This window comes from Variovorax sp. WS11 (assembly GCF_010499245.1).
Taxonomy (GTDB): Bacteria; Pseudomonadota; Gammaproteobacteria; order Burkholderiales; family Burkholderiaceae_C; genus Variovorax.
Genome location: NZ_JAAGOW010000005.1, coordinates 567,186 through 583,502 on the forward strand (window position 1 = coordinate 567,186; position 16,317 = coordinate 583,502).

A 16,317-nucleotide genomic window follows, 5' to 3' on the forward strand; every position below is an offset into this window, starting at 1 on the left:
GCGGCCCAGGCTCGAGTTCGCTCGACTTGGTTCACGCGCCGGCCTTGATGGCCGAAGGCAAATCGACAGCCGGCATGGCGCCTGCCGGCGGTGGCGCGTTCGATCGCGCGTTCTCCGCACCCGGGACACGCAGTGCGTTCGGGTCGGCGCGCAACTGTTGGGCGAGGTCGCGGAGTTCTTGAAGGCGGACTTCGTCGGGTTCGGGATAGGCCAGTCGCCAATCGGCCACCAGCTGCGAGACCACCGGATCATCCAGCGAGCTCAAGGCTTGAAGCAGCTCCGTCTGTTCGGCGGTGCGCCTGGCCTGCAGTTGCGCGCTGCGGTAGCTTTCCAGGCCAAGCAGAAAACTTGCCGCGAAGACAAAAGCGATCAGGATTTTCAGCATGCTCCTTCCTCTACCCGGTGTGTCGTTTCCAAGCGATTGTGTCCTGGCGCCTCGGCATTCCTTGAGGTCATGCGGCGGAGCCGGCTTGTGTCTCCATCGCGGCCTGAACGATCGGTCTCGCCCATTCGGGGATGGTCTCCAATACCTCCGTGTCGTCCGGGGCCGGGTAGGTCACCCGTCCCTCGACCATCTCGAGGACGAGCACCGGATCCGGGATGTCCTGCCCCGGGTCGGCCTCCGTGCTGTTGTCGAAGACCTGGAGACGGGCCAGCTGCGGCATCAGCCGGATCAGGTTGATGCGGGAGGCAACCCAACGCTCGCGGATCTTGTCCTCCGGGATGTCGTGGCCGCCGCAGGCAACGCGCGCGCGGACGCGCTGGATGTGCATTTCCGGGGATCGCAGCCCGCAGAACAGCATCACGACGTCGTGCGTTGCCGCGGCCTCGGCAAGCAAGGCCGGAATGGTCCTGGCACCCAGCGTGGTCTCGAAGGCGTAGTTCGTCCCGTTGGCGATCGCGGCCTCGAGCTGTGAGCGCCCGTGCGTCCAGGCACGGGCATTGGCCTCTTCGACCGCCAGGCCCAGCTGCGCCGTCAGTTCGCGTGCAAAGCTGTCGGGGTTGAACCACGCCAGCCCGTGCTCGGCCAGCATGGCACCGCCCACCGAGCTCTTGCCGGCACCATTGACGCCGGCCAGGACAAAAATGAAGGGCCGGGCAACGGTGGCCGCAGGCATCAGAACGAAGCACCGGCCTTGGGTGGCCGAGCGAGCTTGCCTCGGGATTCGAACAGCGCCGTCGCCCGCTGCCGGGCGCCGGGCTCCTGCAGCACCGCCAGGCGGGCGTCGAACCGGCCTGCCAGGTCGTCCAGGATCGATTGCTCGCGTGCCTTGATGGCCTCCAGGTCGGAGGTCAATTGCTGGTACGTGGCGGCGTCGAGCAGCACCATTTCTACCGCCGAGTGGTTGGTGATCGCGACGCTGCCCGTCTGTCGCACCTGGCGGACAACCTCGCCCCACTTGTTCTTGACTTGGGACGCGTTCTGTCGCGGCAGGTCATCCAGGCTGAGCAGTTCGGGGATCATGGCGGCGGCTCCTGAGGTCAGGCAGCCATTATGGCAAAAATGGCCGGACGCCGGCATTCAAGACTGATGAGGCCAATTTGGCCCTGGATTGGTCACAGAGTTCCGAGCGGTGGCGTTCACGTCGCGTTTGCGACGCCGCCCAACTCAAGCTGCAGGCTCGATCGCAAGTGCTGCGAGGACCAGCGATTTGATTCGGTCGACGCTGCCGAGACCGTTGACGGCCCGATACCTTGGCGCTGTGGCTGGGTCCGTCTCGGCCCAGGCCGCGCAGTAGTCGACCAGCGGCCGGGTCTGCTGGCTGTAGACGTCGAGCCGGTGGCGCACGGTCTCTTCCTTGTCGTCGTCGCGACGGATCAGGTCTTCGCCCGTCACGTCGTCCTTGCCCTCGGCCTTCGGCGGGTTGAACTTGACGTGGTAGATGCGCCCGGACGCCGGGTGCGAGCGGCGGCCGCTCATGCGCTCGATGATGTCGGCGAAGGGCACATCGATCTCGAGCACGTAGTCGAGCTTGACGTTGGCCGCGCGCATGGCGTCGGCCTGCGCAATGGTGCGTGGGAAGCCGTCGAAGAGGAAGCCGTTGGCGCAGTCCGGCAGCGCGAGGCGCTCCTTGACCAGGTTGATGATCAGGTCGTCGCTCACCAGCGCACCGGAGGCCATCACCGCCTTGGCCTGTAGGCCCAGCGGCGTGCCGGCCTTGACGGCGGCGCGCAGCATGTCGCCGGTCGAGATTTGAGGAATGCCGTATTTCTGGCAGATGAAGGCAGCCTGCGTGCCCTTGCCCGCCCCGGGGGCGCCCAACAAAATCAGTCTCATGACTTCTCCTGCGTGCGCGGGATGTTTCGGGAAATGCCATCCATGATTTCCTTCTTGGCGGCATCGATCCCTTCCCAGCCCAGCACCTTGACCCACTTGCCCTGCTCCAGGTCCTTGTAATGCTCGAAGAAGTGCGTGATGGCCTTCAGGCGCATCGGGTTCACGTCCTCGACCTTCTTCCAGTGGCTGTAGATGGGCAGCACCTTGTCGGTGGGCACGGCCAGCACCTTGCCGTCGACGCCGGCCTCGTCTTCCATCATCAGGATGCCGATCGGCCGGCAGGGCACAACCACGCCCGGCACCAGCGCCCAGGGGGTGATGACCAGCACGTCGACCGGATCGCCGTCGCCCGAAAGCGTCTGCGGCACATAGCCATAGTTGGTCGGGTAGTGCATCGCTGTCGTCATGAAGCGGTCGACGAAGATCGCGCCGGACTCCTTGTCGACCTCGTACTTGATCGGATCGGCATTCATCGGGATCTCGATGACGACGTTGAAAGCTTCAGGGGCGTCCTTGCCCGGGGAGATTTTGTCGAAGGCCATGGGAGATTGATCAATGGAACAGGCGCGCGCTGCGCGGAAACGGCGGGAACAGGACTCGGGTGCCTTTCACTGCATCAGCCACCGGCGCCCAAGCCAATCGGCGCAGGCACTGCGTTGACGATGCGCGTGAAAAGCTCCCTGTATTCCGCATCCGGCTCACACCCGGTCAGCGGGTCCCGATTCGCGCCGAAAGCCTGGTCGAGCTCAGCCCAGTCCTCTTCTGTCAGCACCCGCTCGGCCAAGGGCAGGATCTCTCGCTCCTCCATGGCCATGTGAGCGAGATAGAAGTCGACGTAGTGCTCGACGGCCTGCTCGAAGGCCTTGCGGCGCGACTCGCCCATCATCTCGAAGGCAAGCAGTGCATGCTCCACGTTCCGGATCCGGCGCTCACCCCGCGCGTGATCGTCGTCCAGTCGATCGAGCAGCTCGCGTGACAGCGGGGTTCGTGCGCGCAGCTTCGGAAAGAGCAGTTCAGTTTCCTTTCGATGGTGCCGCTTTTCTGGAAACTCATCGACATAGAACAGCATCGCCCGCAGTGCTCCGAAGTCGGGCAGCGTGCCTTCGCGACGATGCTGTGCCAGCAGCAGGATGATGGAGCGCAGCATCGCCGAGAGGGCCGAGTGTTCGTCGCGGATGATTCTGGTGGTGGAATGCGTCATGCGGGTCCCCTTTGGAAGGCTCTAGGCTCTCACGGCAGACCTGCGGCGACCTTGTCGCAGATCAAGGCAATGCTTGGCCGGCGCCGGCAGGCGGCGTCACCGGCACAAAGGAGGTGATCGAGCCGCGCCTGACCAGCAGGGCCACGGTCTCGCTCCGCCCGATCGGCTCGAGCGCCCTGTCCAGATCGGTCAGCGCGGCCACACTCACGTCGTTGACCGCCAGGACCACGTCGCCGAAGCGCAGACCCGCGCGCTGGGCGGATCCCGATGCCGATCTCACGTAGAGCCCGGGCTCGGGCTGACCGCTCGTTGCCTTGGCCGTACGCTCGACCAGGTCGAGCCCCAGTCGTGCCTCGCGCGCAGTGGGCGCGGCAGCGCGCTGAGGAAAATCGGGCGTGCTTTCCGCGACGGTAAGCTTCACCGCCAGCAGTGCCTTGCGACGCCAGACGCCCAGCGTCAGCACGCTGCCGGGACGTGAAGCCGCCACGCGCTCCTGGATCTCCGAATAGGCCATCGCCGCGACGCCATCGACTCCCAATACCACGTCGCCGCTGCGCAGCCCCGCAGTCGCGGCCGGCCCGCCGGCGTCGACGCGCACGATCAGGGCACCCAAGGCCGCGTCCAGCCCAAACGCCGGCGCGAGATCCGATGTCAGCGCCTGCGTGCGCGCACCGATCTGCCCGCGCGTCACGCGCCCGGTGGACCGGAGCTGCGCCGCGAGGCGCATGGCGGTATCGATCGGCAGGCTGAATGACACCCCCATGTACCCGCCGCTCGTGGAATAGACCATCGAGTTCAGCCCGACGACTTCGCCGCGCTCGTTGAAAAGAGGCCCACCCGAGTTGCCGGGATTGAGCGCGACGTCGGTCTGTATCAGCGGCACACCGCTGCCACCGGGCAGGAAGCGCGGGTTGGCGCTGACCATGCCGGCGGTCACGCTCTGCTCGAACCCGAACGGCGACCCCAGCGCCGCCACCCACTCGCCGGCGCAAAGGCGTGCGCTGCTGCCGATGGCTGCGACCGGCAGGTTCGTTGCCGTGATCTTCAGCACCGCCACGTCGGTGCGCCGGTCGAGTCCGACGACTTCGGCCGCCAGGCGACGTTGCCCGCCGAGCAGGACCGATAGCTCCTGGGCGCCGAACACCGCGTGAGCGCTGGTCAGAACGTAGCCGTCGGCGCTGACGATGAAGCCCGACGCGGATGTGCGCTGCGATCCCAGCCTTGGGCGGGGAGCGATCTCCAGTTTGTCGTTGTCACCCCCGTCGGCATCCTGTCCGACCGCCAGGACGCTCACGACCGCCGGAGCCTGGCGTGCGACGGCTGTCACAAAGTCGACGCCCTGCCCCGGAGCACCCGCCGGGTCCGCACAGGGTCGGTCGCGCGACCACGAAGGTGTGGCGCCCGCGAACGCCAGTGCACCGATCACGACCGCTGCGAGGGTCCGCGCGAACCGGCGCACAAACATTTCAACGCACCAGCAGGACCGGGACGGTGCAACGCGCCAGCACCTTGGTGGCGACCGAGCCGAGCACCAAGTTCTTCAAGGCGCCGACCCCGTGCGATCCCATGACCAGCAGATCGAACTTGCCAGCTTCCGCATATGAAGCGATTTCATCGGCGGGATGGCCGACCTTGTGGACGAAGGTTGCGTCGATGTCCTGCTCGCGCAGAAAGGCCTGGATCGGCTCCAGCACGACGCGTGCCTCGTCTTCGTAGTAGCCGTGCACCATCTCGGGCCCCGCGAACGCAGCCGCGCGGTGCGGCACCGGCAGGACCACGTAGAGGACCGTAAAGGTCTCAGCCGTGCCGAGGCAGTCCTTGTGCGTCGTCAGGTAGGACAGCATGCGCTTCGTGTAGTCGCTGCCATCCACCGCGAGAAGAGTCTTCATGATGAGTCTTTCGATGAGGTTCCGGATTGCCCGATGTTCGTCGCCGGCTCATCGGTCTCTCTTGCGCCAGATCAAGTCGCGAGAAGTCGGCGTGCCGATACTGGCTGCATCTCAACTCACAGGCAGGAGCAGGCCATGTATCAACGAATCCTCGTTCCCATCGACGGCAGCGACACGTCGAAACGCGGTCTCGATGAGGCCATTCGACTTGCCAAGCTGACGCAGGGACAGCTGCGGGTCTTTCATGTGATCGACGAACTCTCGTTCGCTCTCGCGATGGATGCCTACGCGGGCTATACCGGCGACTGGCTCAAGGTGCTCCGCGAGAACGGCAAGCGCATCCTCGATGAAGCCAGGGCCGCCGCCGAGGCCGCCGGCGTCGAAGCCGAGGCCCAGCTCTGCGACAGCTTTTCGGGGTCGGTCCATCAAATGGTGAACGCCGAAGCGGCCAAGTGGCCCGCGGATTTGATCGTTCTCGGCACGCACGGCCGTCGCGGAGTCGGGCGCGTCGTCATGGGCAGCAGCGCGGAGCATGTCCTGCGATATGCCTCGGTGCCGGTCCTTCTGGTGCGGGCGCCGGAAGCCGAGACGAAGGCCGAAGCGGCGGCGACGTCGACGCGTGTCAGCCTGCCTACCGGTGCCCTGGCCTTCGAGTAGTGCGCCCCCGGCCCGGCCGCGCGGCTCGCTTCAGTGCGAGCGCGCGAGCCACCGGGCGCCGAGTGAAGCCACATCCACAGGCTCATCGGTAGCGACTTCCAGCGTGAAGGCGCACTCGTCCCGGCCGAGCGGCTCGTGGGTGGCAAGCTGCCGCTCGAGCACGGGCAGGGTCGCCTCGGACGCATCGCTGCCCTCGGCATCGCGTGCCGCCACTCGGCGGCGTAGCTGGGCCTCGGCGGCGCGGCAATGGAGAATCGAGAACGGCACGCGCAGCTCGGCCGCCAGGGCCCGGAACGCCAGTCGTTCGTCCCGGCGCAGAAAGGCGGCATCGACGATCACGGGATAGCCGGCCTGCAGTGCCGTGCGGGCGCACTCGGCCAGGCGCGCGAACGTGCGCCGGGTCGCTTCCTGGCTGTAGATCTCGGCGTGGCGATCGGCTGAACGTTGCTGCGCCCCCAGCCCGAAAAGGCGCTTGCGCTCGACATCCGAGCGGATGCGGATCGCACCCGCGGGGGCCAGAAGCGCGGCAGCCACGGTCGACTTCCCCGAGCCGGACAACCCGTGCGCGATCATCAGACGTGCCGTGCCGTCCGCGGTGCGCGCAAGCTCGGCTGCGCAGGCGAGGTAGTCCGGCTCGCTGGGCAGGGAGGCGTCCGCGCCGGTTCGCGCGCGCAGGCGGCAGACCAGTGCCCGCACCAGCGCCCTGTACACCTCGTAGAAGCGCAGAACCGGCACGCCCGCATAGTCGCCGCTGTGCTGCAGATACGCGTCCAGAAAGCGAAACGCAAGATCCGGGCGATCATGCGCCTTCAGGTCCATCGTGAGAAAGGCGATATCGCTCATCACGTCGATCCAGCGCAACGAAGGATCGAATTCGATGCAATCGAAGGCGGTCAGATGCCCATCGAGTAGCACCACATTGGCCAGGTGAAGATCGCCATGGCATTCGCGCACCGCTCCGTGCCGCTGTCGTTCCAGCCATGCGGTGCGCAACGCCCTCTTCTGCTCGAACACCCAGGCCTGTAGGTCACTCGGACACCGCACGCCACCACCGGCGCGCAGACGGGCCAACGCATCGACGACCGGGCGCCCGACCTGGGCCGGGGCGCCGAATGTGGAGTCCGGCGCGGCCATCTGCGCTTCCTCATGAAACACCGCCAGACGCTGCGCGAACTGCTCGAGCTGCCCCTCCTGCAAGCGCCCTGCCGGCAACAGGCTGCACAGCAGGGCGTCCTCGGGAAACCGGCGCATGCAGACGGCGAAGTCCATGGGCTCGCCCTCGCCGAGGTACGGCACCTGCGTCGTGCCGCACACGGGAACGACACCGACATAGAGCGACGGCGCGAGCCGCCGGTTGAGGCGCACCTCCTCCTCGCAGAAATGCTTGCGCGCCGCCAGCGACCGGAAGTCGACGAAACCCAGGGCGACGGGCTTTTTCAACTTGTAAGCCAGCTTCGACGTCAGCAGCACCCAGGAGATGTGGGTCTCCATCAGCGAGACGGGCTGACCGGTGTCCGACTGAAGGCGTTCGCGCAACGCCGTCGCCAGCGTGCGATCCGCGGCAACGGCGGCCGATATGTGCAGCTTCATTTGGACAGTGTGCGTGATCGCGACCGGCATCAAGGGACTCGCGTCGAGTGCCCGGTGACCGTCTCCTGGCGCGGCTTCGCCGCTTCGGTGGACCTGCGTGCCGATCGGCGCAGCCACTTCTCCGCCTCGACCGTCGCGAAGACCACGGCCGCGCATGCCAGGCACAGCGCCAGCTCGCCGGGCGCCAGGGCCTCGGTGCGAAACACTTTCTGCAACGGCGGAACATAGATCACCGCCAGCTGAAGCGCGAAGGTCGAGAGCACGGCACCGGCCAAGGGCCAATTGCTGCTCAGCCCTTGCGTGAAAAGCGATTCGCTTTCCGAGCGCATGGCCAGCACGTAGGCCATCTGGGAGAGCGTGAGAACCGTGAACACCATGGTCTGCCAATGCATGCCCGTCGTCAGAGCCCAGGCCTGGACGCCCAGGCACAGCGCCGCGATGAGGAGACCGACCCACAGCACGTGCTGCCAGAGGCCACCGGCGAACAGGCTTTCGCCGGGTGGGCGCGGCGGCCGCTGCATCACGCCCCGTTCGGCCGGCTCTGCGGCGAGCGCCAGGCCAGGCAGGCCGTCGGTGACAAGGTTCACCCACAGGATGTGCAACGGGAGCAACGGAATCGGCATGCCCATGAGCGGCGCGAGCACCAGAGTCCAGATCTCCGCCGAGTTCCCGGTGATCGCGTAGCGGACGAACTTGCGGATGTTGTCGAAGATGCGCCGGCCCTCGCGCACCGCAGCCACGATGCTGGCGAAGTTGTCGTCGAGCAGCACCAGGCTCGCCGCTTCGCGCGCGACATCGGTCCCGCCGCGGCCCATGGCCACTCCGATGTCGGCCTGCTTGAGCGCCGGCGCATCGTTGACGCCGTCCCCCGTCATCGCGACGAACCGGCCCTGGGACTGCAGCGCACGTACGATGCGGATCTTCTGGGCCGGGTCGACCCGCGCGTACACGCACACGTCGCCGGCGAGCCGTTGCAGCGCAATGTCGTCCAGTGCAGCGAGTTGCGGGCCCGTCAGGACCGTCGAGCCGGCCTCGGCGATGCCGAGTTCGCGCGCGATCGCCAGCGCGGTCGCCGGATGGTCGCCAGTGATCATCACCGGCGTGATGCCCGCGCCCCGGCAGTCCGCGACGGCGGCCTTCGCCTCGGGCCGCGGCGGATCCGCCAGCCCCACGAGCCCGAGCAGAACCAGATCGCTCTCGACCGCATCCGAGGACTGACCGCTCGGGTCCTGCGCACAGGAACGCCGGGCCAGCGCCAGAACGCGCAAGCCCTGCTCGGCCATCGTCGCTGCCACCCCGAGGGCCTGGGCCACGTCGAGCGCGGTTTCCCGCTGCCCCGCCGCGACGCGTGCGCAGCGCGGCAGCAAGGTCTCGGGCGCCCCCTTGACGACAACAACCCAGCCTTGGCCCTCCCGGTGCAAGGTGCTCATCCGCTTGCGCGCGGCGTCGAATGGCCATTCGTACAGACGAGGCTGCGCAGAGCGCACTGCATGGGGGTCCGCGCCGCTGGCCTGGGCCGCTTCGACCAGCGCCGTCTCGGTCGGGTCGCCCACCCACGCGCCGTTGGCGTCGGCGCCGGCGTCGTTGCACAGCACAGCCGCGGTCCACAGTGGCTGCGGCGTCCCACCGCCGGGATACTCGACCACCTGCACCCGCATGCGGTTCTGCGTCAACGTACCTGTCTTGTCCGAGCAGATCACGCTGACCGATCCCAGTGTCTCCACCGAGGGCAGGCGCCGCACCAGGGCGTTGACCTTCACCATGCGGCGGGCCCCCAGGGCGAGCAGCACGGTCACGACTGCGGGCAGCGCCTCCGGAATCGCCGCCACCGCCAGGCTGATGGCCGTGAGCGCCATCAGCAGCACCGGCTCGCCGCGCAGCACGCCGATGCCGAAGAGCAGCCCGCAGATGCACAGGACCACCAGCGACAGGCGCCTGCCGAAATCAGCCAGACGCAATTGCAGTGGGGTGCTTCGCGCGCCGGTGTCCCGCAACAAGCCGGCGATGCGCCCCAGTTCGGTCTTCGAGCCCGTGGCGACCACCAGGCCTTCCGCACGGCCGTGGCTGACCAGCGTTCCCTTGAAGGCCATGTTGAGCCGGTCGCCGAGCGGATGGTCGCCCGCGGGAAGGTGCGCGATGTGCTTCTCCACCGTGACGGATTCACCGGTCAGCATGGACTCGTCCACGCGCAATTGCGCCGCCTGGTGCAGCCGCAGGTCCGCGGGCACGAGATTGCCCGCCTCCAGCAGCACCACGTCGCCCGGCACCAGGTGGACCGTATCGATGGCCCGCGCGCAACCATCGCGCCGCACGGTCGCATGGGCGCCGGCCAGCCGCTTCAGCGCGTCGAGCGCCCGCTCCGCGCGCCACTCCTGCGTGAGGCCGATCGCCGCGTTGAGCAGCACGATGACCGCGATGGCCACGGTGTCCGCGACATCTCCGATGAAACCGGACAGCAGCGCGGCCGCGATCAGCACGAGCACCATGAAGTCGCTCAGCTGGTCACACACCCGCCGGATCAGGCTTCGCGGGACCGGCTCGGGCAAGCGGTTCTCGCCGTAGAGGCCCTGCCGCTGCCGCGCCTGCTCGGACGTCAAGCCGGTCTGCGGGTCCACCTCCAACCGGGCGGCAAGCGCCTGCGCAGGATGCAGGTGCGCGTCATCGGCCAACAGGGCCTGATCCCGCCCCATGGCGCCGCGAGGAGGATCTGGCCTCACGCGTGCGCGACGGCAGGCGACGCCGCCGCACCGCTGGCTTGCCCATCGTCCGGCCGGGTATTGACGAGCAGCACCGGAACCGGCGCTAAGCGCAACACCTGCTCGGCATCGCTGCCCAGCAGCGCTCGCGCGACGCCATGGCGACCGTGCGTCCCGATCACGATGAGCTCGGCCTTCCAGGTCCTTGCCTGCTCGACGACGATTTCCGAGACGCGGCCGGCGAGCGAGGTGAAGAGCACGCTTTCCGCCTTGATGCCGGCACGCCGCGCGCGCTCCCTCCCCTGTTCGAGGATCTGCCTGCCCGCTTCCGCCATCAGTGGAACCAAATCACCGCTGTAGGTGGCGAAGGTCTCGAAGCCGGTCACGTATTTCAGCTCGTCCACCACGTGGATGAGCCGGAGCTTTGCGCCGGTGAGCTTGGCCAGGCGAAGCGCCTCGTCCAGGCCTCGCAGCGAGGTGGTGCTGCCGTCGATGGGAACAAGAATGCGTCGATACATGGCTGACTCCTCGAGTCAAGAAGGACTCCTTGCCAGTTTCGACGCCTCGGCGCGCGCCGGGCTTGATGCGCATCAATGCAACAACGGTTGCTGCTGCCTGCTCGCAGATCAATCCGAATGAGCGTGCGTTCATTGATCCAGCGCAACAGTCTGCGCCCTGCCGTGGCTGAGCATCGCCTCATCGACACAACGAATCTCGGAGATGGACAGCAACTCGGACACCACCTTGGACCGCATGCTGCACGCCCAACTGGCGGAGCTGACCAAAGGCATTTCTCCCGCGGCGCTGATTCAGGCCTGGTCGGACTGGGCCCTCCACCTGGCGGCGCAGCCCGCCCGGAGCGCACAGCTTCTGATGGTGCGCCCCCTGATGCGAGCGGCGGAAGCCGCACTCCAGGCCTTTCAGCCCCTGCCTTCTCATGGCCCCCGGACACCCGATCCGCACGAAGACGATCCACGCCTCGCCGATCCATCCTGGGACGCATGGCCGTTCAGCGTCTACCGGCAGGCCTTCCGTGCCGGGGGGCAGTGGCTGCGCGAGCTGACCGAAGCCGTGCCCGGCGTCGAGCGCCATCACGAGCAGGTCGTGTCGATTTCGGCGCGGCAGTTGCACGGCATGTGCTCGCCGGCGAACTCGCCCGCCACGCATCCGCTGGTGCTTCAGCGAACGCTCGCCTCCGGCGGAATGAACCTGTTGCAAGGCGCGTGGAACTGGATGGAGGACCTTCAGCGCAGCCGTGACCACCTGCCGCCCAAAGGCGCCGAGGCCTTCGTGCCCGGACGCGAGGTGGCGCTCACGCCCGGCAAGGTCGTCCTGCGCAATCGCCTGATGGAGCTGATCCAGTACACGCCCACGACGGCCACGGTCCACCCCGAGCCGGTGCTCATGGTGAGCGCCTGGATCATGAAGTACTACATCCTCGACCTGTCGCAGCGCAATTCGCTGATCCGCTATCTGGTCGACCAAGGCCACACGGTATCCGTCATCTCGTGGAAGAACCCGGACGCGGAAGACCGGGACCTTGGAATGAACGACTACCTGGCGCAGGGGCTGATGGCCAGCCTCGATGCGGTTTCGGCCATCTCGGGCGGGCAGCGCGTGCACGCACTGGGCTATTGCCTGGGCGGGACGCTGCTCGCCATCGGGGCGGCGGCCATGGCGCGCGACCATGACGATCGCCTGGCCACGGTCACCTTGCTGGCTGCGCAGACCGATTTCACCGAGCCGGGCGAGCTCGGCCTCTTCATGGACGAGAGTCAGCTCTCTTTCATCGAAGACATGATGGCCCGCCAAGGCTTCCTGAAGGCGGAACAGATGGCCGGCGCTTTCAACCTCCTGCGTGCCGTCGACCGCATCTGGTCGCCCATGGTGCAGAACTACCTGCTCGGCGAGCGAGGGCCGTTCACCGACCTGATGGCGTGGAACGCCGATGGCACGCGCATGCCCTACCGCATGCATGCGGACTATCTGCGCAGCCTGTTCCACGACAACGAACTCGCGCGCGGGCGCTATTGCGTGAATGGGCGATCGGTCTCACTGCGCGACATCGACGTGCCGATCTTCGCCGTGGGAACCTGGACGGACAATGTCGCCCCTTGGCGCTCGGTGTACAAGCTGAACCTGCTTTGCGACACGGAGATTTGCTTCGTCCTGACGGACGGCGGCCACAACGGCGGCATCCTCAGCGAGCCCGGACATGCGCATCGCCACTACCGGGTCCTCCAGCGCGCAGGAGATGCCGCGTATGTGCCGCCGGACACCTACGTGGCACGTGCCGAGCGGGTCGAAGGCTCGTGGTGGCCCGCACTGCAGCGCTGGCTGGCGGATCGTTCCGGGCCTCGTCGCAAGCCGCCGCGCAAGGGCCATGCGCGTCAGGGCTACCTGCCGATCTGCGACGCGCCGGGCACCTATGTCCTCGTGCGATGACCGCGCCATGCGGGTCCCTTGATCCAGCGCAATGCCTTCACCCAGTGCGCTTCCTACAGTGCCGTCACAGCCACCCGACACGCGAAAGGACCCTCATGAAATCCGATGCCCAATCGACAAGCGACATCAATAAGCTGCGCTTGGAGGCCTGAGCAATGCGCGTCGCACTGGTCACCGGCGGAACCGCCGGCATCGGAGCAGCCACAGCCGAAGCCCTGCAGGCCGCCGGCTATCGGGTCGCCGTCAACTACGGCACCAACGAGACGGTCGCGCATGCCTTTTCTGCCCGCACGGGCATTCCCGCCTTCGCCTGGAACGTGGCAGACGCGGCCGCATGCCGCGACGGCGCGGCTCGCGTGCAAGCCGAGCTCGGACCGGTCGAGATTCTCGTCAACAACGCCGGGATCACGCGCGATGCGATGCTGCACAAGATGAGCTTCGAGCAGTGGCGCGAGGTGCTCGACGTCAACCTGGGCGGATGCTTCAACATGTGCCGTGCCGTGATCGAGGGCATGCGCGAGCGGCGCTTCGGACGGATCGTCAACATGGGCTCCGTCAACGGGCTCTCAGGCCAGGCGGGGCAATGCAACTACGCTGCAACCAAGGCCGGGCTCATCGGCTTGACCAAGTCGCTTGCGCTCGAGGGTGCCTCGCGCAACATCACCGTCAACCTGGTCGCGCCCGGCTACACCGAAACGGCCATGGTCGGTGCAGTGCCTCCGGACGTGCTGGCACAGATCCTCAAGGCCGTCCCCGCGGGCCGGCTGGCAACACCGGACGAAATCGCCCGCGGCGTCGTCTTTCTCGTCGCGGACGAAGCCGCCTTCATCACCGGTATCACGCTGCCGATCAACGGCGGCAAGTACATGGCCTGAGAGCCTGAGCGCCGCCGCCGACCAGCTCCACATTTCTTCCCCAGGAGTTCTCCATGCAAAAGATGAAGGCCGCCGTCGTCCACGCTTTCGGACAGGCGCTTGAGATCGAAGAAGTGCCCGTGCCCGACGTGCCCCCCGGCCAGGTGCTGGTCAAGATCGCGGCCTCCGGCGTCTGCCACACCGACCTGCACGCCGCCGACGGCGACTGGCCGGTCAAGCCCGCCCTGCCCTTCATACCGGGCCATGAGGGCGTCGGCCACGTCGCGGCCGTCGGCGCCGGCGTGAAGCACCTCAGGGAAGGCGACCGCGTGGGCGTGCCCTGGCTGCACACCGCCTGCGGCCATTGCGAGCACTGCATCACCGGCTGGGAGACGCTGTGCGACCACCAGCAGATGACGGGCTACACGGTCAACGGCGGCTACGCCGAGTACGTGCTTGCCGATCCGGGCTACGTGGGGCATTTGCCGGCGAATGTCGGCTTCACGGAGATCGCGCCGATCCTGTGTGCGGGGCTGACCGTCTACAAGGGCCTCAAGGTGCTGGACTGCAAGCCCGGCGACTGGGTGGCGATCTCCGGTGTCGGCGGCCTGGGCCACCTGGCCGTGCAGTATGCCAAGGCGATGGGCTTTCATGTCGTCGCGGTCGACATCGACGAAGAAAAGCTGCAACTCGCCAAGGAGGTCGGCGCCGACATGCTGATCGATGCCTCGAAACAGGACCCGGCGCAGGCGATGCAGAAGGCCCTGCGCGGTGCGCACGGCGTGCTGGTGACGGCCGTGTCCCGCGCGGCCTTCGCGCAGGCGCTGGGCATGCTGCACAAGCGCGGCACCATGTCGATGGTGGGCCTGCCGCCGGGCGACTTCGCCCTGCCGATCTTCGACATGGTGCTCAATGCCAAGACCGTGCGAGGCTCGATCGTCGGGACCCGCAAGGACCTGCAGGAAGCCCTGGAATTCGCAGCCGAAGGCAAGGTGCGTACGGTGTGCAGCGAGGACCGCCTGGACAACATCAACCAGGTCTTCGACCGGCTGCGCCGCGGCCAGATCGAGGGCCGGGTCGTCATGCGCCTGACGGACGAGGCGTAGTCCCGCATCACGACGAAGGACTTCACATGAAACATCTCACCGCCGCCGATCGCGAGGCACTGACCGATCGGCTTCGAGTCATCAAGCGCAGCGTCCTGGAAGAACTTCGCCGGACCGCTGGTGTCGACGAGACCTCACGGGACCCCCAGGATCACGAGGTTCGCAGCCACGCTGATGAGGCCGAGGCGTTCCGGTTCGCCGGCCTGCACTGCGCCGAGATCGAGATCGACCGCGCCAGGCTCAAGGACGTCGAAGAGGCGCAACAGCGCATGGCCGAAGGCCGCTACGGCATCTGCGTCGATTGCGGCGAGGACATTCCGCGCGAGCGCTTGGTGGCGCAACCTATCGCCGTCCGCTGCGCGGCATGCCAGGCCGCGTTCGAGGCCGGGCATCGCCGCTGAGGCCGGCGCTCAGCCGTCGAGCGGCACGCCACCGCCGAAACGGCAGGCCCAGCGATCCCACAGGTCTTGGCCGATCCCGGCCATCGACTTCTGCCACGCCAGGAGTATTTGAGCCTGGCGCTGCTGCGCCTGCAGCAGCGTCCCGACGGTCGCTGCCTGCCATTCGAGGACCAAGCGAACATGTCCATCGCGAAGCGACGGGACAGGGGAGGTTTCAGGGGTCATGACGGTGCTCCGGAAAGGTCAGCCCTCAGCTTCGCACGGCGGCAGTGCGGACTTCTTGACATGGCTCAAGCCGAGGCTTGTCGGCTTGGCCAATCATGGTCCGCGTCACCGATCTCCGGCGCTCCTCAGCTTGAGCCGATATTGCGCAAACCCTTGATCCAGATCAAAGCGCTGTTGTTTTGAAGCGGCTCGGGGATGGACATTCTCGATTTGTCGTCGACGGGCTAACATCCCCGGGTGACCACCCCCACCCATCTCGCCGTCCTCGACGATGAAGTCGAGATCACCACCCTGCTGGCCGGCTATCTGCAGGGACATGGATTCCGCGTGAGCCAGCTGCATTCCGGCCGGTCGCTTCTGGAACTCATGGCCAACGACGCGCCAGCGCTGGTCCTGCTGGACCTGGGCCTGCCCGGCGAGGACGGCTTTGCCATCGCGCGCCAGCTGCGCGAGCACTGGCGCTGCGGACTGGTGATCGTCACCGGGCGGGGGGATGCAGTCGACAAGGTGGTCGGCCTGGAGGTCGGCGCCGACGACTATGTAACAAAGCCCTTCGACCTGCGTGAGCTGGTGGCGCGTATCAAGGCCGTGCTGCGCCGCCTCGTCCCTTCGGAGCCTGGGGAGGCCAGGCCAGGCGCCGAAGAGGCGAACCTGCTCCGCTTTGCCCAGTGGGAGCTGGACACGGCCGCGCGCCGCCTCCTGGACCCGCACCGCAGGGAAGTCGCGCTGACCACGGGCGAGTTCGACCTGCTCAGCACGCTGGCCACCCACCCGGGCCGCGTGTTGTCGCGCGACTTCCTCCTCGAAGCCACCCGAGGCCGCGACGGCGGGCCCTTCGACCGCACCATCGATGTCCAGATCGGGCGCCTGCGCCGCAAGCTGGAGGACGATCCGAACAATCCGCAGATCATCAAGTCGGTGCGCGGAGCGGGCTACATCCTGGTTCCCAAGGTCGAAGCGGGGAGGGGCTGAAAC

At 67.2% G+C, this 16,317-nt stretch carries 18 protein-coding genes; 6 read left to right on the top strand and 12 right to left on the bottom strand.

The genetic code is table 11. The annotated features are described in order from the left end of the window. Nucleotides 1-31: 31 nt before the first annotated feature. From GXN78_RS37205 to GXN78_RS37240, 8 genes are all read right to left on the bottom strand, one after another. A complete protein-coding gene (locus GXN78_RS37205) occupies nt 32-385 on the bottom strand; it encodes a hypothetical protein (RefSeq protein ID WP_106558824.1) in 354 nt (117 codons plus the stop codon). A gap of 67 nt (nt 386-452) precedes the next feature. Continuing rightward, entirely contained in the window at nt 453-1,118 is a 666-nt protein-coding gene (locus GXN78_RS37210; RefSeq protein ID WP_106558825.1) for an AAA family ATPase, read from the bottom strand. Beyond that, nucleotides 1,118-1,465, bottom strand: coding sequence for a type II toxin-antitoxin system prevent-host-death family antitoxin (locus GXN78_RS37215; protein WP_106558826.1), 348 nt, complete (start codon nt 1,463-1,465; stop codon nt 1,118-1,120). Before GXN78_RS37215 ends, GXN78_RS37210 begins: the two co-directional genes overlap by 1 nt. Before the next feature lie 144 nt (nt 1,466-1,609). Continuing rightward, nucleotides 1,610-2,278 carry an adenylate kinase gene (adk, locus tag GXN78_RS37220; protein WP_106558827.1) on the bottom strand — a complete coding sequence of 223 codons (669 nt, stop codon included), beginning with the start codon at nt 2,276-2,278 and terminating at the stop codon, nt 1,610-1,612. Beyond that, nucleotides 2,275-2,820: an inorganic diphosphatase gene (ppa, locus tag GXN78_RS37225; protein ID WP_106558828.1), complete on the bottom strand. Its 546-nt coding sequence runs from the start codon at nt 2,818-2,820 to the stop codon at nt 2,275-2,277. The genes adk and ppa overlap by 4 nt, the downstream gene beginning before the upstream one ends. Nucleotides 2,821-2,894: 74 nt before the next feature. Continuing rightward, the gene (locus GXN78_RS37230) at nt 2,895-3,479 is read right to left on the bottom strand and encodes a hemerythrin domain-containing protein (RefSeq protein ID WP_106558829.1); all 585 of its coding nucleotides are present in this window, start codon (nt 3,477-3,479) and stop codon (nt 2,895-2,897) included. A gap of 61 nt (nt 3,480-3,540) precedes the next feature. Further along, nucleotides 3,541-4,773, bottom strand: a complete 1,233-nt coding sequence (locus GXN78_RS37235) for a trypsin-like peptidase domain-containing protein (protein WP_239143133.1) — start codon at nt 4,771-4,773, stop codon at nt 3,541-3,543. 172 nt (nt 4,774-4,945) lie between these two features. Further along, the gene (locus GXN78_RS37240; protein ID WP_106558831.1) at nt 4,946-5,368 is read right to left on the bottom strand and encodes a universal stress protein; all 423 of its coding nucleotides are present in this window, start codon (nt 5,366-5,368) and stop codon (nt 4,946-4,948) included. A gap of 135 nt (nt 5,369-5,503) precedes the next feature. Between GXN78_RS37240 and GXN78_RS37245 the strand changes: the two genes are divergently transcribed. Beyond that, nucleotides 5,504-6,025, top strand: coding sequence for a universal stress protein (locus GXN78_RS37245; RefSeq protein WP_106558832.1), 522 nt, complete (start codon nt 5,504-5,506; stop codon nt 6,023-6,025). Between the two features lie 30 nt (nt 6,026-6,055). Here the strand turns inward: GXN78_RS37245 and GXN78_RS37250 are convergent, their stop codons facing one another. Genes GXN78_RS37250 through GXN78_RS37260 form a run of 3 tightly spaced genes read right to left on the bottom strand, consistent with a single transcriptional unit; the run spans nt 6,056 to nt 10,829 of the window. Then, nucleotides 6,056-7,645, bottom strand: a complete 1,590-nt coding sequence (locus GXN78_RS37250) for a bifunctional aminoglycoside phosphotransferase/ATP-binding protein (protein ID WP_239143134.1) — start codon at nt 7,643-7,645, stop codon at nt 6,056-6,058. Next, entirely contained in the window at nt 7,645-10,305 is a 2,661-nt protein-coding gene (locus GXN78_RS37255; RefSeq protein ID WP_106558833.1) for a cation-translocating P-type ATPase, read from the bottom strand. The genes GXN78_RS37250 and GXN78_RS37255 overlap by 1 nt, the downstream gene beginning before the upstream one ends. A 23-nt stretch (nt 10,306-10,328) precedes the next feature. Further along, the gene (locus tag GXN78_RS37260; protein WP_106558834.1) at nt 10,329-10,829 is read right to left on the bottom strand and encodes a universal stress protein; all 501 of its coding nucleotides are present in this window, start codon (nt 10,827-10,829) and stop codon (nt 10,329-10,331) included. 202 nt (nt 10,830-11,031) lie between these two features. Between GXN78_RS37260 and GXN78_RS37265 the strand changes: the two genes are divergently transcribed. From GXN78_RS37265 to GXN78_RS37280, 4 genes are all read left to right on the top strand, one after another. Beyond that, nucleotides 11,032-12,756, top strand: a complete 1,725-nt coding sequence (locus tag GXN78_RS37265; protein ID WP_106558835.1) for an alpha/beta fold hydrolase — start codon at nt 11,032-11,034, stop codon at nt 12,754-12,756. Nucleotides 12,757-12,911: 155 nt separating this feature from the next. Next, nucleotides 12,912-13,631 carry an acetoacetyl-CoA reductase gene (gene phbB / locus GXN78_RS37270; protein WP_106558836.1) on the top strand — a complete coding sequence of 240 codons (720 nt, stop codon included), beginning with the start codon at nt 12,912-12,914 and terminating at the stop codon, nt 13,629-13,631. Nucleotides 13,632-13,684: 53 nt separating this feature from the next. Further along, nucleotides 13,685-14,716, top strand: coding sequence for an alcohol dehydrogenase AdhP (adhP, locus tag GXN78_RS37275; RefSeq protein WP_106558837.1), 1,032 nt, complete (start codon nt 13,685-13,687; stop codon nt 14,714-14,716). Nucleotides 14,717-14,742: 26 nt separating this feature from the next. Next, nucleotides 14,743-15,117, top strand: a complete 375-nt coding sequence (locus GXN78_RS37280) for a TraR/DksA family transcriptional regulator (RefSeq protein WP_106558838.1) — start codon at nt 14,743-14,745, stop codon at nt 15,115-15,117. Between the two features lie 9 nt (nt 15,118-15,126). On the opposite strand, the gene GXN78_RS37285 is transcribed toward GXN78_RS37280, so the two are convergent. Further along, complete coding sequence (locus GXN78_RS37285) at nt 15,127-15,342, bottom strand: hypothetical protein (protein WP_106558839.1); 216 nt, start codon at nt 15,340-15,342, stop codon at nt 15,127-15,129. Nucleotides 15,343-15,579: 237 nt separating this feature from the next. Here GXN78_RS37285 and GXN78_RS37290 point away from each other — a divergent pair, with 237 nt between their 5' ends. Further along, nucleotides 15,580-16,314 carry a response regulator transcription factor gene (locus tag GXN78_RS37290; protein ID WP_106558840.1) on the top strand — a complete coding sequence of 245 codons (735 nt, stop codon included), beginning with the start codon at nt 15,580-15,582 and terminating at the stop codon, nt 16,312-16,314. Nucleotides 16,315-16,317 lie beyond the last annotated feature (3 nt).

Bases quoted from the DNA above. Each gene is read 5' to 3' on its own strand.
- GXN78_RS37205 (WP_106558824.1), bottom strand. From the start codon at position 385: ATGCTGAAAATCCTGATCGCTTTTGTCTTCGCGGCAAGTTTTCTGCTT.
- GXN78_RS37210 (WP_106558825.1), bottom strand. From the start codon at position 1,118: ATGCCTGCGGCCACCGTTGCCCGGCCCTTCATTTTTGTCCTGGCCGGC.
- GXN78_RS37215 (WP_106558826.1), bottom strand. From the start codon at position 1,465: ATGATCCCCGAACTGCTCAGCCTGGATGACCTGCCGCGACAGAACGCG.
- adk (WP_106558827.1), bottom strand. From the start codon at position 2,278: ATGAGACTGATTTTGTTGGGCGCCCCCGGGGCGGGCAAGGGCACGCAG.
- ppa (WP_106558828.1), bottom strand. From the start codon at position 2,820: ATGGCCTTCGACAAAATCTCCCCGGGCAAGGACGCCCCTGAAGCTTTC.
- GXN78_RS37230 (WP_106558829.1), bottom strand. From the start codon at position 3,479: ATGACGCATTCCACCACCAGAATCATCCGCGACGAACACTCGGCCCTC.
- GXN78_RS37240 (WP_106558831.1), bottom strand. From the start codon at position 5,368: ATGAAGACTCTTCTCGCGGTGGATGGCAGCGACTACACGAAGCGCATG.
- GXN78_RS37245 (WP_106558832.1), top strand. From the start codon at position 5,504: ATGTATCAACGAATCCTCGTTCCCATCGACGGCAGCGACACGTCGAAA.
- GXN78_RS37250 (WP_239143134.1), bottom strand. From the start codon at position 7,645: ATGCCGGTCGCGATCACGCACACTGTCCAAATGAAGCTGCACATATCG.
- GXN78_RS37255 (WP_106558833.1), bottom strand. From the start codon at position 10,305: ATGGGGCGGGATCAGGCCCTGTTGGCCGATGACGCGCACCTGCATCCT.
- GXN78_RS37260 (WP_106558834.1), bottom strand. From the start codon at position 10,829: ATGTATCGACGCATTCTTGTTCCCATCGACGGCAGCACCACCTCGCTG.
- GXN78_RS37265 (WP_106558835.1), top strand. From the start codon at position 11,032: ATGGACAGCAACTCGGACACCACCTTGGACCGCATGCTGCACGCCCAA.
- phbB (WP_106558836.1), top strand. From the start codon at position 12,912: ATGCGCGTCGCACTGGTCACCGGCGGAACCGCCGGCATCGGAGCAGCC.
- adhP (WP_106558837.1), top strand. From the start codon at position 13,685: ATGCAAAAGATGAAGGCCGCCGTCGTCCACGCTTTCGGACAGGCGCTT.
- GXN78_RS37280 (WP_106558838.1), top strand. From the start codon at position 14,743: ATGAAACATCTCACCGCCGCCGATCGCGAGGCACTGACCGATCGGCTT.
- GXN78_RS37285 (WP_106558839.1), bottom strand. From the start codon at position 15,342: ATGACCCCTGAAACCTCCCCTGTCCCGTCGCTTCGCGATGGACATGTT.